Annotated in this window: 30 protein-coding genes; 26 read left to right on the top strand and 4 right to left on the bottom strand. The window is 61.5% G+C overall.

Annotation, left to right across the window (positions count from 1 at the left end; all coding sequences use genetic code 11):
* The first annotated feature begins 179 nt into the window (after nucleotides 1-179).
* The 19 genes from rplN to dsbD all read left to right on the top strand — a co-directional run bounded on the left by rplN (nucleotide 180) and on the right by dsbD (nucleotide 11,416).
* Nucleotides 180-548, top strand: a complete 369-nt coding sequence (rplN, locus tag HHL21_RS18600; RefSeq protein WP_099916730.1) for a 50S ribosomal protein L14 — start codon at nucleotides 180-182, stop codon at nucleotides 546-548.
* Nucleotides 549-557: 9 nt separating this feature from the next.
* The gene (rplX, locus tag HHL21_RS18595; RefSeq protein ID WP_131429174.1) at nucleotides 558-872 is read left to right on the top strand and encodes a 50S ribosomal protein L24; all 315 of its coding nucleotides are present in this window, start codon (nucleotides 558-560) and stop codon (nucleotides 870-872) included.
* A 2-nt stretch (nucleotides 873-874) separates the two neighbouring features.
* The gene (gene rplE / locus HHL21_RS18590) at nucleotides 875-1,414 is read left to right on the top strand and encodes a 50S ribosomal protein L5 (protein ID WP_131429175.1); all 540 of its coding nucleotides are present in this window, start codon (nucleotides 875-877) and stop codon (nucleotides 1,412-1,414) included.
* Nucleotides 1,415-1,420: 6 nt separating this feature from the next.
* The gene (gene rpsN / locus HHL21_RS18585; RefSeq protein WP_169468635.1) at nucleotides 1,421-1,726 is read left to right on the top strand and encodes a 30S ribosomal protein S14; all 306 of its coding nucleotides are present in this window, start codon (nucleotides 1,421-1,423) and stop codon (nucleotides 1,724-1,726) included.
* A 14-nt stretch (nucleotides 1,727-1,740) separates the two neighbouring features.
* Nucleotides 1,741-2,136, top strand: a complete 396-nt coding sequence (gene rpsH, locus HHL21_RS18580; RefSeq protein ID WP_131429176.1) for a 30S ribosomal protein S8 — start codon at nucleotides 1,741-1,743, stop codon at nucleotides 2,134-2,136.
* A gap of 10 nt (nucleotides 2,137-2,146) precedes the next feature.
* The gene (gene rplF, locus HHL21_RS18575) at nucleotides 2,147-2,680 is read left to right on the top strand and encodes a 50S ribosomal protein L6 (RefSeq protein WP_169468633.1); all 534 of its coding nucleotides are present in this window, start codon (nucleotides 2,147-2,149) and stop codon (nucleotides 2,678-2,680) included.
* An 11-nt stretch (nucleotides 2,681-2,691) separates the two neighbouring features.
* Nucleotides 2,692-3,054 (top strand): 50S ribosomal protein L18, encoded by a 363-nt coding sequence (gene rplR, locus HHL21_RS18570; protein WP_131429178.1) that lies wholly within the window; start codon nucleotides 2,692-2,694, stop codon nucleotides 3,052-3,054.
* Nucleotides 3,055-3,066: 12 nt separating this feature from the next.
* The gene (gene rpsE, locus HHL21_RS18565; RefSeq protein WP_169468631.1) at nucleotides 3,067-3,585 is read left to right on the top strand and encodes a 30S ribosomal protein S5; all 519 of its coding nucleotides are present in this window, start codon (nucleotides 3,067-3,069) and stop codon (nucleotides 3,583-3,585) included.
* A 10-nt stretch (nucleotides 3,586-3,595) separates the two neighbouring features.
* Entirely contained in the window at nucleotides 3,596-3,775 is a 180-nt protein-coding gene (gene rpmD / locus HHL21_RS18560) for a 50S ribosomal protein L30 (protein WP_206085891.1), read from the top strand.
* A 30-nt stretch (nucleotides 3,776-3,805) separates the two neighbouring features.
* Nucleotides 3,806-4,237: a 50S ribosomal protein L15 gene (gene rplO / locus HHL21_RS18555; RefSeq protein WP_169468629.1), complete on the top strand. Its 432-nt coding sequence runs from the start codon at nucleotides 3,806-3,808 to the stop codon at nucleotides 4,235-4,237.
* A 32-nt stretch (nucleotides 4,238-4,269) separates the two neighbouring features.
* Entirely contained in the window at nucleotides 4,270-5,604 is a 1,335-nt protein-coding gene (gene secY, locus HHL21_RS18550; RefSeq protein WP_169468627.1) for a preprotein translocase subunit SecY, read from the top strand.
* Nucleotides 5,605-5,641: 37 nt separating this feature from the next.
* Nucleotides 5,642-5,860, top strand: coding sequence for a translation initiation factor IF-1 (infA, locus tag HHL21_RS18545; RefSeq protein ID WP_005663428.1), 219 nt, complete (start codon nucleotides 5,642-5,644; stop codon nucleotides 5,858-5,860).
* A gap of 45 nt (nucleotides 5,861-5,905) precedes the next feature.
* The gene (rpmJ, locus tag HHL21_RS18540) at nucleotides 5,906-6,019 is read left to right on the top strand and encodes a 50S ribosomal protein L36 (RefSeq protein WP_119811791.1); all 114 of its coding nucleotides are present in this window, start codon (nucleotides 5,906-5,908) and stop codon (nucleotides 6,017-6,019) included.
* 28 nt (nucleotides 6,020-6,047) lie between these two features.
* Nucleotides 6,048-6,413 (top strand): 30S ribosomal protein S13, encoded by a 366-nt coding sequence (gene rpsM / locus HHL21_RS18535; protein ID WP_131429184.1) that lies wholly within the window; start codon nucleotides 6,048-6,050, stop codon nucleotides 6,411-6,413.
* Between the two features lie 12 nt (nucleotides 6,414-6,425).
* Nucleotides 6,426-6,830, top strand: coding sequence for a 30S ribosomal protein S11 (rpsK, locus tag HHL21_RS18530; RefSeq protein WP_008444339.1), 405 nt, complete (start codon nucleotides 6,426-6,428; stop codon nucleotides 6,828-6,830).
* A 232-nt stretch (nucleotides 6,831-7,062) separates the two neighbouring features.
* Nucleotides 7,063-7,686: a 30S ribosomal protein S4 gene (gene rpsD / locus HHL21_RS18525; RefSeq protein ID WP_169468625.1), complete on the top strand. Its 624-nt coding sequence runs from the start codon at nucleotides 7,063-7,065 to the stop codon at nucleotides 7,684-7,686.
* Between the two features lie 216 nt (nucleotides 7,687-7,902).
* Nucleotides 7,903-8,880 carry a DNA-directed RNA polymerase subunit alpha gene (locus tag HHL21_RS18520; protein ID WP_131429186.1) on the top strand — a complete coding sequence of 326 codons (978 nt, stop codon included), beginning with the start codon at nucleotides 7,903-7,905 and terminating at the stop codon, nucleotides 8,878-8,880.
* A gap of 168 nt (nucleotides 8,881-9,048) precedes the next feature.
* On the top strand, nucleotides 9,049-9,444 hold the full coding sequence (gene rplQ, locus HHL21_RS18515; protein WP_169468616.1) for a 50S ribosomal protein L17: 396 nt from the start codon (nucleotides 9,049-9,051) through the stop codon (nucleotides 9,442-9,444).
* Between the two features lie 208 nt (nucleotides 9,445-9,652).
* Nucleotides 9,653-11,416, top strand: coding sequence for a protein-disulfide reductase DsbD (gene dsbD / locus HHL21_RS18510; protein ID WP_169468614.1), 1,764 nt, complete (start codon nucleotides 9,653-9,655; stop codon nucleotides 11,414-11,416).
* A gap of 6 nt (nucleotides 11,417-11,422) precedes the next feature.
* Here the strand turns inward: dsbD and HHL21_RS18505 are convergent, their stop codons facing one another.
* On the bottom strand, nucleotides 11,423-12,319 hold the full coding sequence (locus HHL21_RS18505) for a LysR family transcriptional regulator (protein WP_169468613.1): 897 nt from the start codon (nucleotides 12,317-12,319) through the stop codon (nucleotides 11,423-11,425).
* A gap of 119 nt (nucleotides 12,320-12,438) precedes the next feature.
* On the opposite strand from HHL21_RS18505, the gene HHL21_RS18500 reads away from it, so the two are divergent.
* Nucleotides 12,439-13,197: an SDR family NAD(P)-dependent oxidoreductase gene (locus HHL21_RS18500; RefSeq protein ID WP_169468611.1), complete on the top strand. Its 759-nt coding sequence runs from the start codon at nucleotides 12,439-12,441 to the stop codon at nucleotides 13,195-13,197.
* A 58-nt stretch (nucleotides 13,198-13,255) separates the two neighbouring features.
* On the opposite strand, the gene HHL21_RS18495 is transcribed toward HHL21_RS18500, so the two are convergent.
* Nucleotides 13,256-13,777 carry a Spy/CpxP family protein refolding chaperone gene (locus tag HHL21_RS18495; protein ID WP_169468609.1) on the bottom strand — a complete coding sequence of 174 codons (522 nt, stop codon included), beginning with the start codon at nucleotides 13,775-13,777 and terminating at the stop codon, nucleotides 13,256-13,258.
* A 175-nt stretch (nucleotides 13,778-13,952) separates the two neighbouring features.
* On the opposite strand from HHL21_RS18495, the gene HHL21_RS18490 reads away from it, so the two are divergent.
* The 5 genes from HHL21_RS18490 to HHL21_RS18470 all read left to right on the top strand — a co-directional run bounded on the left by HHL21_RS18490 (nucleotide 13,953) and on the right by HHL21_RS18470 (nucleotide 21,522).
* Nucleotides 13,953-14,681, top strand: coding sequence for a response regulator (locus tag HHL21_RS18490; RefSeq protein ID WP_169468607.1), 729 nt, complete (start codon nucleotides 13,953-13,955; stop codon nucleotides 14,679-14,681).
* Nucleotides 14,678-16,042, top strand: a complete 1,365-nt coding sequence (locus tag HHL21_RS18485) for an ATP-binding protein (protein WP_169468605.1) — start codon at nucleotides 14,678-14,680, stop codon at nucleotides 16,040-16,042. The genes HHL21_RS18490 and HHL21_RS18485 overlap by 4 nt, the downstream gene beginning before the upstream one ends.
* Nucleotides 16,043-16,110: 68 nt before the next feature.
* A complete protein-coding gene (locus HHL21_RS18480) occupies nucleotides 16,111-17,277 on the top strand; it encodes an efflux RND transporter periplasmic adaptor subunit (protein ID WP_169468603.1) in 1,167 nt (388 codons plus the stop codon).
* Nucleotides 17,274-20,366, top strand: a complete 3,093-nt coding sequence (locus HHL21_RS18475; RefSeq protein WP_169468601.1) for an efflux RND transporter permease subunit — start codon at nucleotides 17,274-17,276, stop codon at nucleotides 20,364-20,366. The genes HHL21_RS18480 and HHL21_RS18475 overlap by 4 nt, the downstream gene beginning before the upstream one ends.
* A 277-nt stretch (nucleotides 20,367-20,643) precedes the next feature.
* Entirely contained in the window at nucleotides 20,644-21,522 is an 879-nt protein-coding gene (locus HHL21_RS18470) for a hypothetical protein (RefSeq protein ID WP_169468600.1), read from the top strand.
* Nucleotides 21,523-21,555: 33 nt separating this feature from the next.
* Here the strand turns inward: HHL21_RS18470 and hemB are convergent, their stop codons facing one another.
* Nucleotides 21,556-22,563: a porphobilinogen synthase gene (gene hemB / locus HHL21_RS18465; RefSeq protein WP_169468598.1), complete on the bottom strand. Its 1,008-nt coding sequence runs from the start codon at nucleotides 22,561-22,563 to the stop codon at nucleotides 21,556-21,558.
* Between the two features lie 28 nt (nucleotides 22,564-22,591).
* The gene (yihA, locus tag HHL21_RS18460) at nucleotides 22,592-23,326 is read right to left on the bottom strand and encodes a ribosome biogenesis GTP-binding protein YihA/YsxC (protein WP_169468596.1); all 735 of its coding nucleotides are present in this window, start codon (nucleotides 23,324-23,326) and stop codon (nucleotides 22,592-22,594) included.
* Between the two features lie 165 nt (nucleotides 23,327-23,491).
* Here yihA and HHL21_RS18455 point away from each other — a divergent pair, with 165 nt between their 5' ends.
* A complete protein-coding gene (locus HHL21_RS18455; protein WP_169468595.1) occupies nucleotides 23,492-24,169 on the top strand; it encodes a c-type cytochrome in 678 nt (225 codons plus the stop codon).
* Nucleotides 24,170-24,354: the final 185 nt, after the last annotated feature.

Here is a 24,354-nt window from a genome sequence, read left to right as displayed (position 1 = left end):
GCTTCGTTCATGTATTGCCGCATTTTTAGTCACCCCGGTGTAAGCGGCCTGAACCGAAACGTTACTGGAAAGTCCATCACCCAATCAGCAGCGCCATCAAGGCGGTGTTGGCGGGACCAAGACTGACCGCAGGCCCACGCTGTGGGGTTTCTTCGGCTTAAGTTGGGAAAGAGAATACTATGATTCAAACTGAAAGCCGGCTCGAAGTGGCCGACAATACTGGTGCCAAGGAAGTTATGTGCATCAAGGTATTGGGCGGTTCCAAGCGCCGTTATGCTGGCATTGGCGACGTGATCAAGGTGACCATCAAGGTTGCTGCGCCACGCGGCCGTGTCAAAAAAGGTGAAATTTATAACGCCGTGGTTGTGCGTACCGCAAAAGGTGTGCGCCGCCAAGACGGTTCGCTGGTGAAGTTCGACAGCAACGCTGCTGTCCTGCTGAACGCCAAGCTCGAACCGATCGGTACCCGTATTTTTGGACCAGTCACGCGCGAACTGCGTACTGAGAAGTTCATGAAGATCGTGTCCCTGGCACCTGAAGTTCTGTAAGGAGTCGTAATGGATAAGATTCGTAAAAACGACGAAGTCATCGTTCTGACCGGCAAAGACAAGGGCAAGCGCGGTGTTGTTCAGCAGCGTATCGATGCTGAGCATGTCGTGGTTGAAGGCGTCAACGTCGCTAAAAAAGCGACCAAGCCTAACCCAATGACCGGCGTAACTGGTGGTATCGTCGATAAGACTATGCCGATTCACGTGTCCAACGTTGCATTGTTCAATGCAGCGACTGGCAAGGCAGACCGCGTAGGCTTCAAAGACGTAGACGGCAAGAAAGTCCGCATCTTCAAGTCCTCCGGCGAAGTAGTGAAGGTTTAATCATGGCCCGTCTCCATCAAATCTACAAAGAAAAGGTCGTTGCTGACCTGGTAGCGAAGTATGGCTACAAATCGGCAATGGAAGTGCCGCGCCTGACCAAGATCACCCTGAACATGGGTGTTGGTGAAGCGATCGCTGACAAGAAAGTCCTCGAGCACGCCGTGTCCGACCTGACCAAGATCGCCGGCCAGAAGCCAGTGACCACCAAGTCGCGCAAGGCAATCGCGGGTTTCAAAATCCGTGAAGGCTACCCGATCGGTACCATGGTCACCCTGCGTGGCGCTCGCATGTACGAGTTCCTGGATCGTCTGATCACCGTGGCCCTGCCGCGCGTGCGCGACTTCCGTGGTGTCAATGGCAAATCGTTCGACGGTCGTGGCAACTACAACATCGGTGTCAAGGAACAGATCATCTTCCCTGAGATCGAGTACGACAAGATCGACGCACTGCGTGGCATGAACATTTCGATCACCACGACCGCCAAGACCGACGACGAAGCGAAAGCTCTGCTCGCCGCCTTTAAATTCCCGTTCAGGAACTAATAGATCATGGCAAAACTCGCACTGATTAACCGTGAACAGAAGCGTGCAGACCTGGTGGAGAAATTCGCCGTAAAGCGTGCCGCTCTGAAGGCCATCATCGATGACCAGTCCAAGTCGGAAGAGGAGCGCTATGAAGCTCGTCTGAAGTTGCAGGCCCTGCCGCGCAACTCGGCCCCGACCCGCCAGCGTAACCGCTGCGCAGTGACAGGCCGTCCACGTGGCACGTTCCGTAAATTCGGTCTGGCCCGTATCAAGCTCCGTGAGTTCGCCATGCGTGGCGAGATTCCGGGTATGACTAAAGCAAGCTGGTAATAGGAGAATATGCAATGAGTATGAGCGATCCTATCGCCGATATGCTGACCCGCATCCGCAATGCGCAAGGTGTTCAGAAGACGACCGTGGCCATGCCATCGTCGAAAGTGAAAATTGCCATTGCCAACGTCCTCAAGGACGAGGGTTACATTGAAGATTTCGCCGTCACTGCAGAAGGTGGCAAAGCGGAACTGAAAATCGGTTTGAAGTATTACGTAGGCCGTCCGGTCATCGAGCGCTTAGAGCGTGTATCCCGTCCAGGGCTGCGCGTCTACAAGGGCAAAGATGAAATCCCGAGCGTCATGAATGGCTTGGGCGTGGCGATCGTGTCGACCCCACAGGGCGTCATGACGGACCGCAAAGCGCGCGCTACCGGTGTCGGCGGCGAAGTAATTTGCTACGTGGCTTAAGGAGTAGACGATGTCTCGAGTAGCTAAGATGCCAATCGCTGTCCCAGCTGGCGCCGAAGTGGCGATCACTGCAGCAGCGATCACGGTCAAGGGCCCATTGGGCACCCTGACCCAGAGCCTGAATGGCCTGGTAAAAGTAGAAAACAAAGATGGCACCCTGACGTTCGACGTGATCGACGACAGCCGTGAATCGAATGCGATGTCCGGCACCCTGCGTGCCCTGGTCAACAATATGGTGACCGGTGTAACCAAGGGCTTCGAGAAGAAGCTGTCGCTGGTCGGCGTGGGCTACAAAGCCCAGGCTGCTGGTGACAAGCTGAACCTGTCGCTCGGTTTCTCGCATCCAGTCGCCCACGCGATGCCAGCCGGCGTCACTGCAACGACCCCAACCCCGACCGAAATCATCATCAAGGGTATCGATCGTCAGCAGGTTGGCCAGGTTGCCGCTGAAGTGCGTGCTTACCGCTCCCCTGAGCCTTACAAAGGCAAGGGCGTCCGCTATGTGGACGAAGTGGTTAAGCTTAAAGAAACCAAGAAGAAATAATAGGGCTGACCATGGACAAGAAAGAATCACGTCTGCGTCGTGGACGCCAGACCCGCATCAAGATCGCGCAGCTTGGCGTGAACCGCTTGTCGGTACACCGCACCAACCTGCACATCTATGCGAACCTGATCTCGCCGGACGCACAAGTGCTCGTTTCCGCTTCGACCCTCGAAGCAGAAGTGCGCGCCGAGCTGGCAGGCCAGAGCGGCAAGGGCGGCAATGCCGCCGCTGCTGCCCTGGTTGGCAAGCGCGTCGCAGAGAAGGCACTGAAAGCAGGAATCACCGAAGTTGCGTTCGATCGCTCGGGTTTCCGTTACCACGGCCGTGTGAAGGCGCTGGCGGAAGCCGCGCGTGAAGCCGGTCTGAAGTTCTAAGGAAGAATCGTCATGGCAAAAATGCAAGCAAAAATGCAAAGCGACAAGCCGGATGATGGCATGCGCGAAAAAATGATCGCGATCAACCGCGTGACCAAAGTGGTCAAGGGTGGTCGTATCATGGGCTTCGCCGCGCTGACCGTAGTTGGTGATGGCGATGGCCGCATCGGCATGGGCAAGGGCAAGTCGAAGGAAGTACCGGTCGGTGTGCAGAAGGCAATGGAAGAAGCCCGCCGCAACCTGATCAAGGTACCTCTCAAGAACGGCACCCTGCACCACACCGTGAGCGGCCGCCACGGCGCATCGAAAGTCATGATGTCGCCAGCCAAGCCAGGTACCGGCGTGATCGCCGGCGGTGCAATGCGCGCTATCTTCGAAGTGATGGGCGTGACCGACGTGGTCGCCAAGTCCACCGGTTCGTCGAATCCTTACAACCTCGTCCGCGCAACGCTGGACGGCCTGTCGAAGATGAGCACCGCTTCCGACATCGCCGCCAAGCGTGGCAAGTCGGTCGAAGAGATCATGGGCTAAGGTGAAGACAATGGCAAACACCATCAAAGTACAATTGGTCAAGGGCTTGATCGGCACGAAGCAAGACCACCGTGCCACCGTACGCGGCCTGGGCCTGCGTCGTGTTAACTCGGTTTCCGAGTTGCAGGACACCCCATCCGTGCGCGGCATGATCAACAAAGTGTCCTACCTCGTGAAAGTTGTCTCTTAAGCGCCTGCGCTGACGAGAACGGAGAAAACAATGGAATTGAATACTATTCAACCAGCTGACGGCGCCAAGCACTACAAGCGTCGCGTCGGTCGCGGTATCGGCTCCGGCATCGGTAAAACCGCTGGTCGTGGCCACAAGGGTCAGAAGTCGCGTTCGGGCGGTTTCCACAAGGTCGGCTTCGAAGGCGGTCAGATGCCTCTGCAGCGCCGTCTGCCTAAGCGTGGTTTCAAGTCGCTCAACGCCACCTTCAAAGCTGAAGTGCGCCTGTCCGACCTGAACAACCTGCCGGTTGGCGACGTCGACATTCTGGTTCTGAAGCAAGCAGGCATCCTTGCAGTGCTGGCGCGCGACGTGCGCGTGATTCTGTCCGGCGAAGTCACCAAAGCGGTGAACCTCAAAGGCCTGAAAGTCACTGCAGGCGCCAAAGCGGCAATCGAAGCAGCCGGCGGCTCGGTAGCTTAAGTTGCAGCCTAACAGCTTGATCGGAGCATAAAGTGGCGACTAATTCACAACTCGGTAAAAGTGCAGCGTCCGGTTTCCCTTGGGGCCGGCTCTGGTTTTTGCTTGGCGCATTGGTCGTATATCGCATCGGTGCCCACGTCCCTGTGCCGGGCATCGATCCGGTACAACTGGCGTCGCTGTTCAAGCAAAACGAAGGCGGCATCCTGGGCATGTTCAACATGTTCTCGGGTGGCGCGCTGGAACGTTTCACGGTATTTGCACTCGGCATCATGCCGTACATTTCGGCCTCGATCATCATGCAGCTGGCGTCCATCGTGTCGCCCCAGCTGGAAGCACTGAAGAAAGAGGGCGAAGCAGGGCGCCGCAAGATCACCCAGTACACTCGCTACTTCACGGTAGCGCTGGCGCTGTTCCAGGCCTTCGGCATTGCCGTCGCGCTTGAGTCGCAGGCCGGACTGGTCCTCGATCCTGGCATGGCATTCCGCTTCGTGACCGTGGTGACCCTGTTGACGGGTACCATGTTCCTGATGTGGCTCGGCGAGCAGATCACCGAGCGCGGCCTGGGCAACGGTATCTCGATCATCATCTTTGCCGGTATTGCAGCCGGTCTGCCGTCGGCACTGGGTGGCTTGTTCTCCCTGGTCTCGAGCGGTTCGATCAGCAGCCTGGCAGCGATCTTCATCGTGGTCCTGGTGGCATTGGTTACTTATCTCGTCGTGTTCGTCGAACGTGGCCAGCGCAAGATCCTGGTCAACTACGCGAAGCGCCAGGTCGGCAACAAAGTGTATGGCGGCCAAACCAGCCACCTGCCTCTGAAGCTGAACATGGCAGGCGTGATCCCGCCGATCTTTGCATCGTCGATCATCCTGTTCCCGGCGACGATCGTGGACTGGTTCACGCGCGGCAAGGATTCGAGCTCGCCGGTGATCGGCTTCCTGAAGGATCTGGCGGCATCGCTGTCGCCAGGCGAACCGATCCATGCATTGCTGTATGCGGTGGCCATCGTGTTCTTCTGTTTCTTCTATACCGCGCTGGTGTTCAACAGCAAGGAAACAGCGGACAACTTGAAGAAGAGCGGCGCGTTTGTCCCGGGGATTCGTCCTGGCGACCAGACCGCACGCTACATCGACAAGATCCTGATGCGCCTGACCCTGGCTGGTGCCGTCTACATTACGGCAGTTTGCTTGTTGCCTGAATTTATGCAAGCCCAATGGAAAGTGCCATTCTACTTTGGCGGTACTTCCCTGTTGATTATTGTGGTTGTCACCATGGACTTCATGGCGCAAGTACAGAACTACGTCATGTCGCAGCAATATGAATCGCTGCTGCGCAAGGCAAATTTCAAGGGCGGAATCCCGACGCGGTAACCCTTGGGGTTAAGCGAACCAGGAGTGCACAAACCGAATGGCAAAAGACGACGTCATCCAAATGCAGGGCGAGATTCTCGAGAATCTCCCGAATGCAACGTTTCGAGTGAAGCTGGAAAACGGGCACGTGGTGCTCGGACACATCTCCGGTAAGATGCGGATGAACTATATCCGCATCCTGCCTGGCGACAAGGTAACGGTGGAACTCACGCCGTATGACCTGTCCCGGGCCCGGATCGTGTTCCGGACCAAGTAAAACAATTTAAGTAATCGAACCAATCCGAAAAAAGAGAGTGCAAAAATGAAAGTTCTCGCATCAGTCAAGCGGATCTGCCGCAACTGCAAAGTGATCAAGCGCAAAGGCGTGGTACGCGTAATCTGCGTAGAGCCGCGTCACAAGCAGCGTCAAGGTTAATTTAACGTTATTTATTGAGGAATAACGAATGGCACGTATTGCAGGGGTTAATATCCCAAATCATCAGCACACCGTAATCGGCCTCACCGCCATCTACGGCATTGGCCGTCCTCGCTCGCAGAAAATCTGCGCCGAGACCGGTGTACCGACCAACAAGAAGGTCAAGGACCTGGACGACTCCGAACTGGAAAAGCTGCGTGATGCAGTTGGCACGTTCGTAGTTGAAGGCGATCTGCGCCGTGAGCTCTCCATGAACATCAAGCGTTTGATGGACCTGGGTTGCTACCGCGGCATGCGTCACCGCAAGGGCCTGCCAGTGCGCGGTCAGCGTACCCGCACCAATGCTCGTACTCGCAAGGGTCCGCGCAAGGCCGCACAATCGCTCAAGAAATAATAGGAAACGACCATGGCTAAGCAACAAAGCAGCGCCGCAGCAGCGCGCGTACGCAAAAAAGTTAAAAAGAACGTCGCCGAAGGTATCGCACACGTGCACGCTTCGTTCAACAACACCATCATCACGATCACCGATCGCCAGGGCAATGCCCTGTCGTGGGCGACGTCCGGCGGTGCTGGCTTCAAGGGTTCGCGTAAATCGACCCCGTTCGCAGCGCAGGTTGCGGCCGAAGCAGCAGGCAAGGTCGCTGTCGAGTGCGGCGTGAAGAACCTGGAAGTGCGCATCAAGGGCCCAGGCCCAGGTCGCGAATCCGCGGTTCGTGCTTTGAACAACCTGGGTATCAAGATCACCGAGATCCAGGACGTGACGCCAGTGCCGCACAACGGCTGCCGTCCACCGAAGCGTCGTCGTATCTAAAGAGCGTCCGGCGGGGGCAACCCCGTCGCATGTTGCAAGATCGCCGCGCAATACGGCTGTTCGTTGAAAAAGATCGCCGGTGCAGTGTCCGAATAGGATATACTGCCCGGCTATTGTCGCCCGTGATGCGCATGCACGCGGGTTTAAGCCACGTCTGAACCCACTGGGAATCGGACTAGCGCCTGTCACTACTCGGTAGGGTCGGGGCGTCATTAAATGTAAAGGAAGTATTGTGGCACGTTATATCGGACCAAAAGCAAAACTGTCCCGCCGCGAAGGCACGGACCTGTTCCTCAAGAGCGCACGCCGCTCCCTCGATTCGAAGTGCAAGCTGGACGTCAAGCCAGGCCAGCACGGTGTCAAGTCGGGTGCCCGCACCTCGGACTACGGCAACCAGCTGCGCGAAAAGCAGAAGGTCAAGCGCATGTACGGCATCCTCGAGCGCCAGTTCCGCCGTTACTTCGCAGAAGCGAACCGCCGCAAGGGCAACACCGGCGAGACCCTGCTGAAGCTGCTGGAATCGCGTCTCGACAACGTCTGCTACCGCATGGGCTTTGGCTCGACCCGCGCCGAAGCGCGCCAGCTGGTCAGCCACAAGGCATTCACCGTGAACGGTAACGTTGTCAACATCGCGTCGTACGCGGTCAAGACCGGCGACGTCGTCGCTGTGCGCGAAAAGGCCAAGAAGCAGGTTCGTATCGTCGAAGCGCTGTCGCTGGCTGAACAGGGCGGCATGCCAAGCTGGGTGTCGGTCGACAGCAAGAAGATGGAAGGCACTTTCCGCTCGTTCCCAGAACGTAACGAAATCGCTAACGACGTCAACGAAGCACTGATCGTCGAACTGTACTCGCGTTAATCGACGTTGGCGCGGTCAACCCGCGACGACGTCGTCCCCGCGACAGCCTAGGCGGCCCCGCGGTGATCCATACTAAGTTGGCTAAGTCGCTTCGGCATGGGTCCCCGCTTCCGCGGGAACGACAGATTTCCGGCCTGCTCATCACGAGTGGGCTTTTTCACTAATGCCATCAGCCTTATCGGTGTAATGAGCCGAGGGTATTGAAAAGGACATTTCATGCAAAACAGTTTGTTGAAGCCACGTATTATCGATGTCGAAGCACTCGGTGCCGGTCACGCCAAAGTCGTGATGGAGCCGTTCGAGCGTGGCTATGGCCATACACTGGGCAACGCACTGCGCCGCGTCCTGCTGTCGTCGATGATCGGCTACGCACCAACCGAAGTGACCATCGCTGGTGTTGTCCATGAATACTCGTCGCTGGACGGCGTACAGGAAGACGTTGTCGACCTGCTGCTGAACCTGAAGGGCGTTGTCTTCAAAGTGCACAACCGCGATTCCGTCACCCTGACCCTGAAGAAGGAAGGCGAAGGCGCGATCCTGGCATCGGACATCGACCTGCCGCATGACGTCGAACTGATCAACCCCGACCACGTGATTGCCCACCTGACCGCTGGCGGCAAGCTGGACATGCAGATCAAGGTCGAGAAGGGCCGTGGCTACGTTCCTGGTAACGTGCGCCGCCTGTCGGAAGACACCAACAAGACCATCGGCCGCATCATCCTGGACGCATCGTTCTCGCCAGTCCGCCGCGTGTCGTACGCAGTGGAATCGGCGCGTGTCGAACAGCGTACCGACCTGGACAAGCTGATCATCAACATCGAAACCAACGGCGTCATCACGCCGGAAGAAGCGATCCGCCAATCGGCACGTGTACTCGTTGACCAGCTCAACGTGTTCGCTGCGCTGGAAGGCACGGAAGCTGCTGCCGAAGCGCCATCGCGTGCTCCGCTGGTCGATCCGATCCTGCTGCGTCCGGTCGACGACCTGGAACTGACCGTCCGTTCGGCCAACTGCCTGAAAGCAGAAAACATCTACTACATCGGCGACCTGATCCAGCGTTCGGAAAACGAACTGCTGAAGACGCCGAACCTGGGCCGCAAGTCCCTGAACGAGATCAAGGAAGTGCTGGCATCGCGCGGCCTGACCCTCGGCATGAAGCTCGAAAACTGGCCGCCTGCAGGTCTCGAGAAGTAAAAGTATTTACCCGAAAGTGGAACCCTACTTTCGGGTGGTATCAGCCGAAAAGGACTGGCGGAGCCAGATCCTTTTTGGATAGCAAGACCGTAGTAATTAACCCATATTCAACCGGCCCGCGCGCAAGCGATCGAAGAGCTGGAATTAAACAAACCGAAAGGAACTACCATGCGTCACCGTCACGGCCTTCGCAAGCTGAATCGTACTTCGTCCCACCGCCTGGCAATGCTGCGCAACATGACCGTTTCCCTGCTGCGTCATGAAGCCATCAAAACCACCGTGCCAAAAGCTAAGGAACTGCGCCGCGTTATCGAGCCGATCCTGACCTTGGGCAAGACCGACACGCTGGCCAACAAGCGTCTGGCGTTCGCCCGCCTGCGCGACCGCGAAATGGTGCTGAAGCTGTTCGCAGAACTCGGCCCACGCTACGCAAACCGCAACGGCGGCTACCTGCGTATCCTGAAGATGGGTTTCCGCGTTGGCGACAATGCACCGATGGCATACGTCGAACTGCTGGACCGTCCAGAAGTTTCGGATGCTGACGAAGCTCCAACCGCTGAGTAATCAGCCGGTAAAAAGAGAAAGCCAGGCCTAGCCTGGTTTTTTTTCGCCTCATATTTGAGGTGTCCAACTTCGGGGTCCGTCCCCGGGGACGGACCCCGATTTACCGTTTGGCACCGTAATAAGCTCAGCCTAAGCAAAGGTCGTGGCCCCCGGTGTACTATTCTGCTGCGCGCGTCAGCGCCTACGAATACCGAACAAAAAGGAAGTCATGCCCCGTCTGCCGTCCCTCCGCCCGCTCGCCTTCCAGGCCGCCGCGCTATTGCTGCTCGCGTTCGCGCTGCTGTTCGCCGCCACCGCCCGCGCGGAGGAGGAGTTCCTCGATCCGACCATCGCCTTCAAGTTCTCGGCCCGCATGGCCGATCCGCAGACCATCGCCGTCACCTACGAGATCGCCGACAAGTACTATATGTACCGCGAGCGCTTCGCCTTCACCGCCACCGGCGCCACGCTCGGCGCGCCGCAGATGCCGGCCGGTAAGGTGAAGTACGACGAGACCTTCCAGAAGGAGGTCGAGACCTACCGCAAGTTCATCACGATCACCATCCCGGTCCAGGCCGGCGGCACGTTCACCCTCAAGGCGGTCAGCCAGGGCTGCGCTGACGCCGGCCTGTGCTATTCGCCGCAGGAAGCCAGCACACGCCTCGTCGGCGGCGGCAGCGGCCCCGCCATGAGCCTGCCAGGGGCTGCGCAACCAGTGTCGCCGGCGCCAGCGTCCGAACTGTCCGGCATCGCCTCGGTCCTCGGCGGCGGCAAGCTGCTGGTGATCCTGCCTGCCTTCGTCCTCCTCGGCCTCGGCCTCGCGTTTACGCCGTGCGTGCTGCCGATGGTGCCTATCCTGTCCTCGATCATCGTCGGCGAGGGCGCGCACACCAAACGTTCGCGCGGCTTCATCCTTTCCGTCGCATATTCGCTGGGTATGGCGATCGTCTACACCGCGCTCGGCGTCGCCGCCGGCCTGGTGGGCGAGGGCCTTGCCGCGACGCTGCAAAATCCATGGGTGCTCGGCGCATTCGCATTGTTGATGGTGGTGATGGCGCTGTCGATGTTCGGCTTCTACAACCTGCAACTCCCCGCCAGCCTGCAGAGCCGCCTCGCCGGCGCCTCCGGCCGCCAGTCCTCCGGCCAGCTGGCCGGCGTATTTGCGATGGGCGCGATCTCGGCGCTGATCGTCGGCCCGTGCGTGGCCGCGCCGCTGGCCGGCGCCCTGGTCTACATCAGCCAGACCCGCGACGTGCTGGTCGGTGGCGCCGCGCTGTTTGCGATGGCCGTCGGCATGAGTATCCCGCTGCTGCTGGTCGGCGTCTCCGCCGGCTCGCTGCTGCCGCGCGCCGGCAGCTGGATGGATGCGGTCAAGAAGTTCTTCGGCGTGCTGATGCTGGCGATGGCCTTGTGGCTGGTGTCGCCGGTGATCCCGCCGGCCGCCCAGATGATCGGCTGGACCGCGCTGTTCCTCGGCTACGGTTTCTACCTTCTTCGATCGACCCGCCATTTCGCCGCGATGGCGGTGGGCGCCGCGTTCGCGATCCTCGGCGCGATCCAGCTGGCCGGTGTCGCCACCGGCGGCCGCGATGCGCTGGCGCCGCTGGCCCACCTCGGCGTCGGCGGCCCTCAGCATGGCCTGACCTTCAAGCGCATCAAGACGGTCGAGCAGCTCGACGCAGCGCTTGCCAATACCGGCGGCAAGACGGTGATGCTCGACTTCTACGCCGACTGGTGCGTGTCGTGCAAGGAAATGGAAAAGCTGACGTTCGTCGATGAACGCGTACAGACCAAACTGGACAACACGCTGCTGCTGCAGGTTGATGTCACCGCCAACGACGAGGCCGACAAGGCGATGCTGAAACGCTTCACCCTGTTTGGACCGCCAGCGATCATCCTGTTCGATAACAAGGGGCAGGAGATTGCCGACAGTCGCGTCATCGGCTATCAGGATCCGGCAAAGTTCCTGAATTCGCTCGGCAGGCTGAATTAAGGGGCGCTAGATTAGGTAGGGCTGCATGACCTCGCCCAGCCACAGCATGAACAGCCGTGCGCGTTTGGCCAGCTGGCGCCGGTTGGGATAGAGCAGGGTGACCGGCATCGGCGCTGCTCGGTATCCCGCCAGCACCTCGACCAGCTTGCCTTGCGCGAGCGGTTCGCCGAGCCCGCTTTCGGGCGCCTGGATGATGCCCAGCCCGGCCAGGCATGCGGCCCGGTAGGCGTCGCTGTTATTGACCGCGACTGCGGCCGGCATTTCCACCGCGCGAACATCGTCGCCGTCGACGTACTCGAACAGCGCGGCCCGCGCGCCAAGTGACGGCGCGTAATCGACCAGCCGGTGCTGGGCCAGGTCCTCCAACGACTGCGGTACGCCATAGCGCTTCAGATAGGCCGGGCTGGCGCAGTTGAGCATGCGGAAATGTCCCAGCGGCCGCGCCACCAGGGTCGAGTCGTCGAGCCGTCCGACCCGCACGATGCAGTCGAAACCCTCGGCGACCACATCCACCCTCCGGTCCGTGCTGCTCAGTTCCACCTTCACTTGCGGATGGGCTTCGAGAAATTCGGACAGGCGCGGCAGCACGATATGGCGCGCTACGCCGAGCGGCATGTCGACCCTCAACCGGCCGCTGATGTCGGCGTCGCCCTGGAACATCGTCTGCAGGTCTTCGATGTCCGCCAGCACCTGCTTGCTGCGTTCGTAGAAACTCTGGCCGTCCTGGGTCATCTGCACTTTGCGCGTGGTGCGCTGTAACAGCCGCGTGCCGAGCGACGCCTCCAGCTGGCTGACTGCCGCCGACACGCTGGCCTTCGATGTGCCGAGGCTGTCCGCCGCGCGCGTGAAGCTGCCCAACTCTGCAACGCGCACAAAAACCTGCAGCGATTCCGTTGTATCCACAAGAGTCCTCGAGAGATTGTTCTGTCATTTCGAACAGTATTATCGATTTTTGCATCTTTGTCAGGTGGGGCAATACAAATAAACTGGGTCCTGCCTTACTACCCACCCAGGAGAAACCCATGACCACGAAAATCGCTCTCATTACCGGCGGCAGCCGCGGACTCGGCAAGAGCGCGGCGCTGAAACTTGCCGCCCAGGGCGTCGATATCATCGTCACCTACCGCAGCCAGCAACAGGAAGCCGCCGGCGTTGTCGCCGCAATCGAAGCTGCAGGGCGTAAAGCGGCAACGCTGCAGCTGGACGTCGGCGACAGCGGATCGTTCGCCGCGTTTTCCGACAAGCTGCAAACCCTGCTGTCGGACGTCTGGCAGCGCGACAGTTTCGATTTTCTCGTCAACAACGCCGGCATCGGCGCCCACGCCAGTTTCGCGGATACAAACGAAGCCCAGTTCGACGAGCTGGTCGACATTCATTTCAAGGGCGTGTTTTTCCTGACCCAGCATCTGGCGCCACTGGTGGCTGACGGCGGCCGCATCCTCAACGTGTCGACCGGACTGACCCGCTTCGCGCTGCCGGGCTTCGCCGCTTACGCCGCCATGAAAGGCGCCATCGAGGTGCTGACCAAATACCTGGCCAAGGAACTCGGCCAGCGCCGCATTGCCGTCAACGTCATCGCTCCGGGCGCCATCGAAACCGATTTCGGCGGCGGCGCGGTGCGCGACAATGCCGAGCTGAACAGCTTCATCGCCTCGCAGACGGCGCTCGGACGGGTCGGCCAGCCGGACGATATCGGCGGCGCAATCGCCGCGCTGCTCAGCGAAAACAGCGGCTGGATCAACGGCCAGCGCATCGAAGCGTCGGGCGGCATGTTCCTGTAATGCGCCAGACGTAAAAAAAGAGCGCCGAAGCGCTCTTTTCCCATCACACAGCAAACAATCAGCCAGCCTTCGGATGCATGTGCTCGCCATGACCCTTGTGCATGCCGCGATGCTTCATGCGGTGCCCGCCATGGCGGCTGTTCTCGTCGAACAGTTTCTGCTGCTCAGGCGACAGCACGGCGTACAGGGTCTTCGTTGCGGCCAGGCGCGCTTCCATGTGGGCAATGCGCTGCTTGGACATCGCGATCTGTTTTTCGATGCGCTGCGGCGCCGGCATTGCGTTCCAGTCGCCACGCTCGCCGCGTTCCGCAGTGCGGGGTTGCGGCTTGACGGCCGCCTGATAAGCGGCCCATGCCGGCTCCTGCGCCTTCGTCAGCTTCAGCGCATCGTGCACCTTGGCCTGGCGTTTCGCGAAGTGCTCGGCGCGCTTGGCGCGGAACTCGGCGCGTTTGGCGTCGCGCTGTTCCTGCGTCATCGCGTGACCCTGGCGTCCCTCTTCGGCCGCGTGCAGCGGCAGCACGGCGCTACCCATGCCAAGGACGGTGAGGCCGATGAGGATACTCTTGCGTAGTGCGTTCATGTGGTGTTTTCCTTAGTGGAGTGGTTGGACTACGGAATCCATCATGATCCTCAGGTGTAACGACGGCATGTCGGCTGCCGAAGAGTTTGTATCAATATGTATCGACCCCCTGTCAATATACATGGCGATACAAATAGGCTGTGCAGGCTGGCCGTAAGTCGGGATAATTGCGATTATGGATACTCCCACCACCATTTTGATCGTCGACGACGACCGCGACATCCGCACGCTGCTCGCCGATTACCTCGAATCGAACGGCTATCGCACGCTGGTTGCCGCCGACGGCGCCGCGATGTGGAAGGCGCTCGACGAAGCGCGCCCCGAACTCATCGTGCTCGACCTGAACATGCCGGGCGACGATGGCCTGACCCTGTGCCGCAAGCTGCGCGCCACCTCGACCCTTCCTGTGATCATGCTCACCGCGCGCAACGAGCCGCTCGACCGCATCCTCGGCCTCGAAATGGGCGCCGACGACTACCTGCCGAAACCGTTCGAGCCGCGCGAACTGCTGGCGCGCATCCGCAGCGTGCTGCGGCGCAGCCACGCGATGCCGTCCAATACCCAGTCCGAAAACGCCCAGCGCATGCGCTTCGCCGGCTGGACGCTCGACCTCACCGCGCGCCACCTGATCAATCCGGACGGCCTGGTGATCATGCTGTCGGGCGCCGAGTTCCGCCTGCTGCGCGTGTTCCTCGAACACCCCAACCGCGTGCTCAACCGCGACCAGCTGCTGAACCTGACGCAGGGCCGCGACGCCGACCCGTTCGACCGCTCGATCGACATCCAGATCAGCCGTCTGCGCCAGAAACTCGGCGAGGACGCGCGCCTGCCGCAGATCATCAAGACCGTGCGCAACGGCGGCTATGTGCTGGCCGGCCAGGTCACCGTGGAGCCCAACACGTGAAGGCGTTCTTCGGATCGATGACGGGCCGCGTGTTCCTCACGCTGCTGCTCGGTATCGTGGTCTCCGCCGCGACCACCCAGCTGCTCGCCGAGAACGAACGCCAGCGTGTAATCGAAGACTTCCGCACCGCGCACGCGCTCGACCGCGCCGAGCAGCTGATCACCGCCACCGAGATCGTGCCGGCATCGGCGCGCCTTGCCTACCTTGGCGTGGCCAACCGGCCCGGCATCCGGCTCGAGGAGATCACCGGCGACCTGCCAACCGCGCCCGTGGATTCCGCATTCACCGCCGCGCTGTCCAAGCGCATGGGTAAGGGCTACGAGTTCTCGACGATCACGGCGCGGCCGAAGGAATGCGACATCCCGCGCACCCAGCCCAGCATGTTTGGCCCGAAGGAAGCGGTATGGAGGGGCACCTGCGAAAGCATCGACGTGCGCCTGCGCGACGGCGAACAGCTGCGCCTGCAGATCCTGCCGCCGCCGAGCTCCGTGCTGGCTGGCGCAACCGACTACACGCTGATCATCGGCCTGTTCCTGATCAGTATCGCCTTCCTCGCCTACCTCGTTGCGCGCATGACCACGCGTCCGCTCAAGCAGCTGGCGCAGGCCGCCAAGGACCTCGGCAACGACATCAACCATCCGCCGCTCGAACTGGCGGGCGCCAGCGAGATCCGCCAGGCCAGCGCCGCGTTCAACGCGATGCAGGCGCGCATCCGCCAGTACATCGCGCAGCGCACCCAGATGCTGGCCGCGATCACCCACGACCTGCAAACGCCGCTGACCCGCATGCGCCTGCGCCTTGAAAAAGTCGGCGACCCCGAACTGCAGGAGCGCCTTATCGGCGACCTGTCGGCGATGCAGGAGATGGTGCGCGAAGGCCTCGACCTGGCGCGCAGCACCGACAACACCGAAGAGATGCAGGCGCTCGATGTCGACTCGCTGCTCGACAGCGTGTGTTCGGACGCCAGCGACGCCAGCCAGAAGGTGAGCCTGAACGGGCGCGCCGGCATGGCCGTGATGGGCCGTCCGATGGCGCTGCGCCGCTGCCTCGCGAACCTGATCGACAACGCGGTCAAGTATGGCCACCAGGCCGAACTGACGGTGGAACGCACCGCGGGCGCCGCGCGCATCCGCATCCGCGACCGCGGTCCGGGCATCGCGCACGACGAGCAACCACGCGTGTTCGAACCTTTCTACCGCATCGAAAGCTCGCGCTCGCGCGAGTCCGGCGGCACCGGCCTTGGCCTGCCGATCGCTCGCAACATCGCCGAGCAGCACGGCGGCAGCGTCACCCTCGCCAACCACCATGAAGGCGGCCTCGAAGTAACGCTGGTGCTGCCCGAGGCTTACCGGGGAAAGTGAACCTGGTTGTAGCAAACATCCAATTTGAAGATTAATCAAGAGCCGCCCCGAGCGGCCAGGAAAAGCCAATGAAGCAGAAGAACATCGTACTTGTCGTCGGCATCGCCGCCATCGTCGGCGCAGCAGCCTGGTACCTGAACGCGGGCGGCGACGATAAACCGGGCGCTGCGAAGGGCGGCGGGCGCGGCAACGGCGAGCAGCCACCGGCCACGGTCAACGCGGTTGCGCCGAGCCGCCAGGATGTGCCGGTCACCCTGCAGGCCAACGGCACCGTCACGCCGATCAACAGCGTCGACCTGCGGCCGCAGACCACCAGCACGATCCGCAAGGTCCACATCAAGGAAGGCCAGTTCGTCAAATCGGGCGAATTGATGTTCTCGCTCGACGACCGCAACGAGCAGGCCAACGTCAGCAAGGCGCAGGCCCAGATCGCGCGCGACCGCGCCATGCTGGCCGACCTCGAACGCCAATACAAGCGCAACCAGGAACTGGTCGAGCAGAAATTCCTCGCCCAGAGCGCCATCGACACGCTGCGTAGCCAGGTAGAAGCACAGCGCGCGCTGGTGGCGTCCAACCAGGCCGCGCTGCAGGGTGAGCGCGTCACCGCCAGCTACGGCACCATCCGCGCGCCGATGTCGGGCCGCGTCGGCGCCATCCCGGTATATCCGGGCAGCCTGGTCCAGCCGACCACGTCGCTGACCACGATCACCCAGCTCGATCCGGTCAACGTCGCCTTCACCCTGCCCGAATCGGCGCTGTCCGACCTGCTGTCGGCGCAGCGCGCCGGCCAGGTAACGGTCGAGGCGCAGCCGTCGGGCGGCAACGCGGTCGTCGGCAAGCTGAACTTCATCGACAACACGGTCGACGCGCAGGCCGGCACGATCAAGGCCAAGGCGCTATTCGACAACCGCGAAACCAGCCTGTGGCCGGGCCAGTACGTGACCACCCGCGTCACGCTGCGCACGCTGAAGGACGCGACCGTGATCCCGCAAGCGGCAATCATCATCAACACCCGCGGCACCTTCGTGTACGTGATCGGCGAAGGCCAGACCGCCAAGGAAATGCCGGTCCAGCGCGTGTACGCGTTCGGCGACAGCGCCGCCGTCACCGGACTGGCCGGCAGCGAGAAGGTCATCACCGAGGGCAAGCAGAACCTGCGCCCGGGCGGCAAGGTACGCCTCGCCGGCAAGCCGGACGCTGACACCGCATTGGCGCGTAAGGCAGCCATCCAATGAACATTTCAGAACTGTGCATCCGTCGCCCGGTGATGGTGGTGCTGCTGTCGATGGCGCTGGTCTTGGTCGGCGTCCTCGCTTATGTCAACATCCCGGTCGCGGCGCTGCCAAGCTATAACACCCCGGTCATCAACGTCTCCGCCAACCTGTCCGGCGCCAGCCCCGAAACGATGGCGTCGTCGGTGGCGCTGCCGCTCGAGAAGCAGTTCTCGACGATCGCCGGCATCAAGCTGATCACCTCGACCAGCACCCAGGGCGACAGCAACATCACGCTCGAATTCGACCCGAGCATCGACGTCAACGCCGCCGCGGTGGACGTGCAGGCCGCGCTGCTGCGCGCGCAACGCCAGCTGCCGCAGGAGATGACGGACCTGCCTTCCTACCGCAAGGTCAACCCGGCCGACGCGCCGATCCTGTTCATGGCGATGACCTCGCCGTCAATGAGCCTGTCGGATCTGAACGACTACGCCGAAAACCTGATCGCGCCGAGCCTGTCCACCTTGCCGGGCGTCGCGCAAGTGACCGTCAATGGCCAGAAGCGCTTCGCGGTGCGGGTGCGCGCCAGGTCCGACCTGATGAACGCGCGCGACCTGACCTTCGACGAACTCGGCGCCGCGCTGCGTGCATCGAACTCCAACGCGCCGCTGGGCGTGCTCGATGGCCCCAACCAGACCCTCACCATCCAGGGCAACCCGCAGCTGATGAACGCGGCCCAGTTCTCGGACGTGATCGTCGCCGTGCGTAATGGCGAACCGGTGCGCCTGAAGGACGTGGCCACCGTCGAAGACAGCTTCCAGTCGATCAAGGCAGCCGGCAGCTTTAACGGCGAACGCTCGATCGTGCTGATGGTGCAGCGCCAGCCGAACGCCAACACGGTGCAGGTGGTGGACTCGGTGCGCAAGCTGCTGCCGGGCTTCCAGGCGCAGGTGCCGGCCTCGATCAAGATCAGCCTCGTCAACGACCGCTCGGTCTCGATCCGCGAAGCGATCCACGACGTCAACCTGACGCTCGCTTTCACGGTGCTGCTGGTGGTGCTGGTGATCTTCCTGTTCCTGCACCGCGCCTCGGCCACCTTCATCCCCGCGGTGACGCTGCCGATCTCCCTGCTCGGCGCGGTGTCGCTGCTGTACTGGTTCGGCTACAGCCTCGATAACGTCTCGCTGCTCGGTATTACATTGGCGGTCGGCCTGGTGGTCGATGACGCCATTGTGGTGCTTGAAAATATCGTGCGCCACATCGAGATGGGCAAGCGGCCGCTTGAAGCGGCGCTGGTCGGCTCGCGCGAAGTGGGCTTCACGATTATCTCGATCTCGATCTCGCTGGTCGCGGTATTCATCCCGATCTTCTTCATGCCGGGCGTGATCGGCCTGCTGTTCCATGAATTCGCGGTCGTGGTCGGCCTCGCGGTGCTGGTATCGGCGGTTGTGTCGCTAACCCTGGTGCCAATGCTGGCCAGCCGCCTGCTGCCTGCGCACGACGTGCACGGCGGCGGCGAGAAAAGCTGGATCGGCCGCCATTTCGAAGCTGGCTTCTCGAAGGTCCTGCGCGGCTACGAAAAGACGCTGGACATGGCGCTTGCCAACCGCCCGATCATCCTGCTGGTCGCCTTCGCCACCTTCGCGCTGACAGTGGTCATGTACACCACGATCCCGAAAGGCTTCTTTCCCGAGGAAGACCTGGGCCAGATCCGCATGAGCGTCGAAGCGGCCGAAGACACCTCCACCGACAAGATGGCGCTGCTGCAGGAGCAGGTCGTGGCGGCGGTACGCGCCGACCCGGCGGTCAAGGACGTCACCTCGTTCACCGGCGGCGGCAATACCGGCCGCGGCTTCATCGTGCTCAAGCCGCGCGACGAACGCAAGGCCATGCCGGACGTGGTCAATGGCCTGCGCCAGGCCACCCGCGCGATTCCGGGCGTATCCGTATTCCTCAGCCCGACCCAGAACCTCCAGCTGGGCGGCCGCCAGAGCAAGAGCCGCTACCAGTACACGCTGCAAAGCGTGCGCTCGGACGACCTCGATGTCTGGTCGAACCGCTTCCTCGAACGGATGCGCGCCGCACCTGGCTTCCGCGACGTCACCAGCGACTCGCAGGCCGGCGGCCTGCAGGCCAGCCTGAAGATCGACCGCGACAAAGCCAACACGCTCGGCGTGGCGATGGCCGACGTGCGCACCGCACTGTACGCCGCATTCGGCGAGCGCCAGGTATCGACGATCTACTCGCCGGCCGCCAGCTACAACGTCATCATGGAAGCGGCGCCCGCCGACCGCCAGTTCGACGACGCGCTTACGCGCGTCTCGGTGCGCAGCAAGAGCGGCCAGCTGGTGCAGCTCTCGAGCATCGCGACGGTCGAACGCACGGTCGGCCCGACCTCGGTCAACCACCAGGGCCAGCTGCAAGCGATCACGCTGTCGTTCAACCTCGCGCCGGACATGCCGCTGGGTGACGCCACCGCGGCGATCGACCGCATGTCCACCGAGATGAAACTGCCGGCCTCAGTCATCACGCGTTACGGCGGCGATGCGGCGGTGTTCGAAGAATCGCAAGCGAGCCAGCTGATCCTGATCATCGCCGCGCTGGGCGTCATTTACATCCTGCTGGGTGTGCTCTACGAGAGTTATATCCACCCGCTGACGATCCTTGCCGGCCTGCCATCGGCCGCAGTCGGCGCGCTGCTGACACTCGAAATATTTGGCATGGACCTGACGATGATTGCGATCATCGGCATCCTGATGCTGATCGGCATCGTGAAAAAGAACGCGATCATGATGATCGACTTCGCGCTGCATGCGCAGCGGGTCGAAGGCAAGACGCCGGAACACGCGATCCGCGAAGCCTGCCTGTTGCGCTTCCGCCCAATTTTGATGACGACGCTGGCCGCGATGACCGGCGCGCTGCCAATCGCGATGGGCCTGGGCGCTGGCGCCGAACTGCGCCAGCCGCTCGGCCTGGCCGTGGTCGGCGGCCTGCTGTTCTCGCAGGTCATCACGCTGTACATCACGCCGGTAATCTACCTGTACCTCGACAAATACAGCGGCAAGGGCCCGCTGTCGGACACGCAGCTGGCGCAAGCCGACGCGGCGCACTAATGCAAGAGTGAGGGCAGGGCAGCTGATACATCTGGTAACAGCCGCCCCTCCATTGGGGTCCGCCATTGGGGTCAGGTCTGGCATTCGGACACGGGCTCAGGCGCCTAGCGCCTGAGCCCGTGTCCGAATGCCAGACCTGACCCCAAAGAGGAAGCGCTGCCCGAGGTGTTGCAAGCTGTGCAAGGTGTCCTGCCGGTGCGCAATTTCGTCAAAACGTATAGACTGCGCCACTCGACCCCTTTTTAGCTGAAGCTGCACCTGGAAAATCATAATCATCTTGCGTGATCATTCCCATTATTCGCCGCAAAACACCGGGTACTGCGAGCACTGTGGCCAGCCGCTGCCGGCCGCCACGCTGAGCTACGGTACTCAGCGCGTCAACCGCGTCGGCCTCGCCATCACGGTGCTGCTGCACTTGCTGCTTGTCGCGATCTACGTGTTTAAGCCGCAGACCCAGAAAACCGCTTCGCCTTCGGCTGGCGGGGCGATGGTGTACATCAATCCGGTCGCGGAACAGCCCAAGCCGGAAAAGCCAGACCAGCCGCGCAAGCAGGCCAGCAAGGCTGTCAAAAAATCCGCCACGCCACCGCCGAAAATCGAACGGCTGCCTGATACGATCACTTTGCCGAATGAAAAGCCGGTAAAGATCGTTGAGGAACCGCCGAAGAAAATCGAGCCGCCCGAAGAAGTCGACATGGCGGCCTATATCGCCAAGCGACGCCAGGAACGGGGCGCGCCATCGGAGCAACCGGAAGCGGAAAGCGAAAGCGCGCGCGGCACCCGCAACGCGCTGGCGAACATCGCCGCAGCCAACGGCCGCAGCAAGGGCGACGACCGCAACGAAACGGGCGGCGTGTTCAGCGTGACCAACCAATCGTTCTCCAGCGCGGAGCTGAAGTTCCGCGGCTGGAACCCGAATTTCAAGCGCCGCTGGCTGCAGCAAGTCAGGGTGGAGCTGGGCGGGGAGAAGGATATCGAAACCGCGATCGTCAAGAAGATGATCGAGCTGATCCGCAAGGAAAAGACCGGCGATTTCGACTGGGATTCGCATCGCCTGCAACGCGTGGTCAAGATGAGCGCACGGGTGCAGGATACGGCGGAGCTGGAGGCTTTCCTGTTCAAGGAGATGTTCCCGGAGTACAGGACGGGACGCTAGCACGTCATTCCCGCGCGCGGGAATGACGGGGGTTTAGGCGCGGGCCTTCAGAATCCGCGCGATATCCCGAGCGAAATACGTCAGCACGCCGTCCGCGCCTGCGCGCTTGAACGCCATCATCGATTCCATCATCACCTTGTCGTGATCCAGCCAGCCGTTTTGCGCGGCGGCCTTGATCATCGCGTACTCGCCGCTGACCTGGTAGGCAAACGTCGGCACCTTGAACTCGTCCTTCACGCGGCGCACCACGTCGAGGTAAGGCATGCCCGGCTTGACCATCACCATGTCCGCACCCTCGGCGATATCCAGCGCAACTTCACGCAGCGCTTCATCGGTGTTGGCCGGATCCATCTGGTAATTGTTCTTGTCCGCCTTGCCAAGGTTGGCGCCCGAACCGACCGCATCGCGGAACGGACCGTAGAACGCCGACGCATACTTGGCCGAGTACGCCATGATGCGGGTGTGGATGAAACCCTTGTCTTCCAGCCCCTGGCGGATCGCGCCGATGCGGCCATCCATCATGTCCGACGGCGCCACCACGTCGACGCCAGCCTCGGCCTGCGTCAACGCCTGGCGAATCAGCATCTCTATGGTTTCGTCGTTCAACACGTAGCCATCGTCGTTGATCAGTCCGTCCTGGCCGTGGCTGGTGAACGGGTCGAGTGCGACGTCGGTGACGATGCCCAGGTCCGGGAAGCGGCGCTTCAGTTCGCGCACGGCGCGCGGCACCAGGCCGTCCGGATTGGTCGCTTCGATGCCGTCCGCCGTTTTCAGCGACGCGTCGATCACCGGGAACAGCGCCAGCGCCGGAATGCCCAGCTTGACGCAGTCATCCGCCACTTCCAGCAACAGGTCCACCGACATCCGCTCCACGCCCGGCATCGAGCCAACCTGCTGGCGCTGGTTGCTGCCGTCGAGGATGAACACCGGGTAGATCAGGTCCGACGCGGCGATCGTGTTCTCGCGCATCAGCGCGCGCGAAAACGGGTCGCGGCGCATGCGGCGCATGCGGATTGCCGGGTAGGCGGCTGGTATCGTCATCTCAGGTTCCCAAAGAAAAGGATAAAAATTATTCGTCGGCGTCGTCAATAAACTTCGCTGCGTCGTCGTCCGGCGACGGCGGCGCAGGCTCGCTGCCATCGTCAGTGATGCCGAGCAGTTCGAGGATCTTGTCGTTGGCTTCGTCGATGCCGACGCGCTTGAGCGCCGAGAACATCTGCACGGTGAACGGGAAGCCTTCGCCGTCTTCGTCGACGTAGCTGTCGAGCGTGGCGCGCGCGCTGCGCAGCGCGTTGGTGGTCTCGTTGCGGTTGAGCTTGTCGGCCTTGGTGAGGATGCAGTGGATCGGCTTGCCGGTTGGCGCGAACCATTCGAGCATCTGCACGTCGAGTTCGGTGAACGGACGGCGCGAGTCCATGATCAGCACCAGTGCTGCCAACTGTTCGCGGCGCTGGACGTAGTCGCCCAGCAGCTTTTGCCAGTGCAGCTTGGCCGAGCCGGACACTTCCGCGTAGCCGTAACCCGGCAAGTCGACCAGCAGGCCTTCGATCTCCTCGACGATGGTCGGGTCCTTGCGGTGCTGGCCCACATGGGCGCCGCCGATCGAGAAATAGTTGATGTGCTGGGTGCGGCCCGGCGTCTTGGACGCGAAAGCGAGGCCCTTCTGGTTTGTCAGGATGTTAATTGCGGTCGATTTTCCCGCGTTGGAACGTCCCGCAAACGCGATTTCAGGAACCTGCGTATCGGGCAGGTCGCGCAGTTGGTTGACGGTCGTAAAGAAGCGGGCTTGCCAGAGTTTGGACATGGAATGGGCAGAAAATGCAACAAAAGGGGGCGATGACCCGAGAAAGCTATTGTACAATAAGGGGTTGCGTATTGTTGCGTCGCGGGAGGTTCAGCGCCTCGCAACAAGTGCTTGCACTGCCATATTTTCAAATAGAATTCAATTTTTACAAGTCAGGGTGTGTGAATGAATCGTGCGTTTTTCCCGGCCGCCGGTGCGGCGTTTGTGAAGTCCTTGTTGCTTGCAACCCTGGCTGTTTCCGGCCTGGCGTCGGCCGCCGCCCCTGTTGCGGCTCCAGCCAAGGCTGATGCCGCCAAAGGCGCGACCCTGTACGACGCTGGCGATGCTGCCCGCGGCCTGCCAGCTTGCGCATCGTGCCACGGCGCGGCCGGCAATTCGACCATCACCGCCAATCCAAAGCTGTCCGCACAGTTTGAGGCATATACCCACAAGCAACTGATCGACTTCACCACCCCTGCGCGTAACCAGCCAGTGATGACGACTTACGCGAAGATGCTGTCGGATGCTGAAAAGCGCGACATCGCCGCCTACCTGTCGACGCAGAAGCCAAAGCAAGGCGCTGCCAAGAACAAGGACACCGTCGAACTCGGCAAGAAAATCTACCGCGGCGGTATCGCTGAGCGCGGCGTGGCTGCCTGCGCAAGCTGCCACGGCGCCAATGCCAACGGCATCCCGGCCCAGTATCCACGCCTTGCTGGCCAGCACCAGGACTACACCGTAGCCCAGCTGCAAGCATTCAAGGGCGGCGCGCGCGGCAACAGCGCACAGATGACCACGCTGGCTCAGCGCATGTCGGACCAGGAAATGAAGGCCGTTGCCGATTACATCTCCGGCTTGAAGTAAAATTCACGGCATCTTTCGATGCCGGCTGGATCTGCGAAGCGCGGTTTGAATAGCCGCGCGGCGCTGGAGCAAGAAACCTCAGAGGGCGGCGGCGCGTAAGCGGGCTGCCCTTTTTGCTGATAAGCACGGGTCTCGTCGTTCCCGCGAAGGCGGGAATCCAATTTTGCCTGCGCCCCGGCACTAAA

The organism is Massilia polaris (assembly GCF_012927275.1).
Lineage (GTDB): Bacteria > Pseudomonadota > Gammaproteobacteria > Burkholderiales > Burkholderiaceae_D > Telluria_A > Telluria_A polaris.
This window is presented reverse-complemented; position numbering and strand designations above follow the sequence as displayed.

Bases quoted from the DNA above. Each gene is read 5' to 3' on its own strand.
- rpmJ (WP_119811791.1), top strand. From the start codon at position 5,906: ATGAAAGTTCTCGCATCAGTCAAGCGGATCTGCCGCAACTGCAAAGTG.
- dsbD (WP_169468614.1), top strand. From the start codon at position 9,653: ATGCCCCGTCTGCCGTCCCTCCGCCCGCTCGCCTTCCAGGCCGCCGCG.
- rpsE (WP_169468631.1), top strand. From the start codon at position 3,067: ATGGCAAAAATGCAAGCAAAAATGCAAAGCGACAAGCCGGATGATGGC.
- rplO (WP_169468629.1), top strand. From the start codon at position 3,806: ATGGAATTGAATACTATTCAACCAGCTGACGGCGCCAAGCACTACAAG.
- HHL21_RS18455 (WP_169468595.1), top strand. From the start codon at position 23,492: ATGAATCGTGCGTTTTTCCCGGCCGCCGGTGCGGCGTTTGTGAAGTCC.
- HHL21_RS18520 (WP_131429186.1), top strand. From the start codon at position 7,903: ATGCAAAACAGTTTGTTGAAGCCACGTATTATCGATGTCGAAGCACTC.
- HHL21_RS18490 (WP_169468607.1), top strand. From the start codon at position 13,953: ATGGATACTCCCACCACCATTTTGATCGTCGACGACGACCGCGACATC.
- rpmD (WP_206085891.1), top strand. From the start codon at position 3,596: ATGGCAAACACCATCAAAGTACAATTGGTCAAGGGCTTGATCGGCACG.
- rpsM (WP_131429184.1), top strand. From the start codon at position 6,048: ATGGCACGTATTGCAGGGGTTAATATCCCAAATCATCAGCACACCGTA.
- HHL21_RS18495 (WP_169468609.1), bottom strand. From the start codon at position 13,777: ATGAACGCACTACGCAAGAGTATCCTCATCGGCCTCACCGTCCTTGGC.
- rplR (WP_131429178.1), top strand. From the start codon at position 2,692: ATGGACAAGAAAGAATCACGTCTGCGTCGTGGACGCCAGACCCGCATC.
- infA (WP_005663428.1), top strand. From the start codon at position 5,642: ATGGCAAAAGACGACGTCATCCAAATGCAGGGCGAGATTCTCGAGAAT.
- HHL21_RS18475 (WP_169468601.1), top strand. From the start codon at position 17,274: ATGAACATTTCAGAACTGTGCATCCGTCGCCCGGTGATGGTGGTGCTG.
- HHL21_RS18500 (WP_169468611.1), top strand. From the start codon at position 12,439: ATGACCACGAAAATCGCTCTCATTACCGGCGGCAGCCGCGGACTCGGC.
- rplN (WP_099916730.1), top strand. From the start codon at position 180: ATGATTCAAACTGAAAGCCGGCTCGAAGTGGCCGACAATACTGGTGCC.
- rpsK (WP_008444339.1), top strand. From the start codon at position 6,426: ATGGCTAAGCAACAAAGCAGCGCCGCAGCAGCGCGCGTACGCAAAAAA.
- rplQ (WP_169468616.1), top strand. From the start codon at position 9,049: ATGCGTCACCGTCACGGCCTTCGCAAGCTGAATCGTACTTCGTCCCAC.
- rplX (WP_131429174.1), top strand. From the start codon at position 558: ATGGATAAGATTCGTAAAAACGACGAAGTCATCGTTCTGACCGGCAAA.
- rpsN (WP_169468635.1), top strand. From the start codon at position 1,421: ATGGCAAAACTCGCACTGATTAACCGTGAACAGAAGCGTGCAGACCTG.
- yihA (WP_169468596.1), bottom strand. From the start codon at position 23,326: ATGTCCAAACTCTGGCAAGCCCGCTTCTTTACGACCGTCAACCAACTG.
- HHL21_RS18480 (WP_169468603.1), top strand. From the start codon at position 16,111: ATGAAGCAGAAGAACATCGTACTTGTCGTCGGCATCGCCGCCATCGTC.
- rpsH (WP_131429176.1), top strand. From the start codon at position 1,741: ATGAGTATGAGCGATCCTATCGCCGATATGCTGACCCGCATCCGCAAT.
- rplE (WP_131429175.1), top strand. From the start codon at position 875: ATGGCCCGTCTCCATCAAATCTACAAAGAAAAGGTCGTTGCTGACCTG.
- hemB (WP_169468598.1), bottom strand. From the start codon at position 22,563: ATGACGATACCAGCCGCCTACCCGGCAATCCGCATGCGCCGCATGCGC.
- rplF (WP_169468633.1), top strand. From the start codon at position 2,147: ATGTCTCGAGTAGCTAAGATGCCAATCGCTGTCCCAGCTGGCGCCGAA.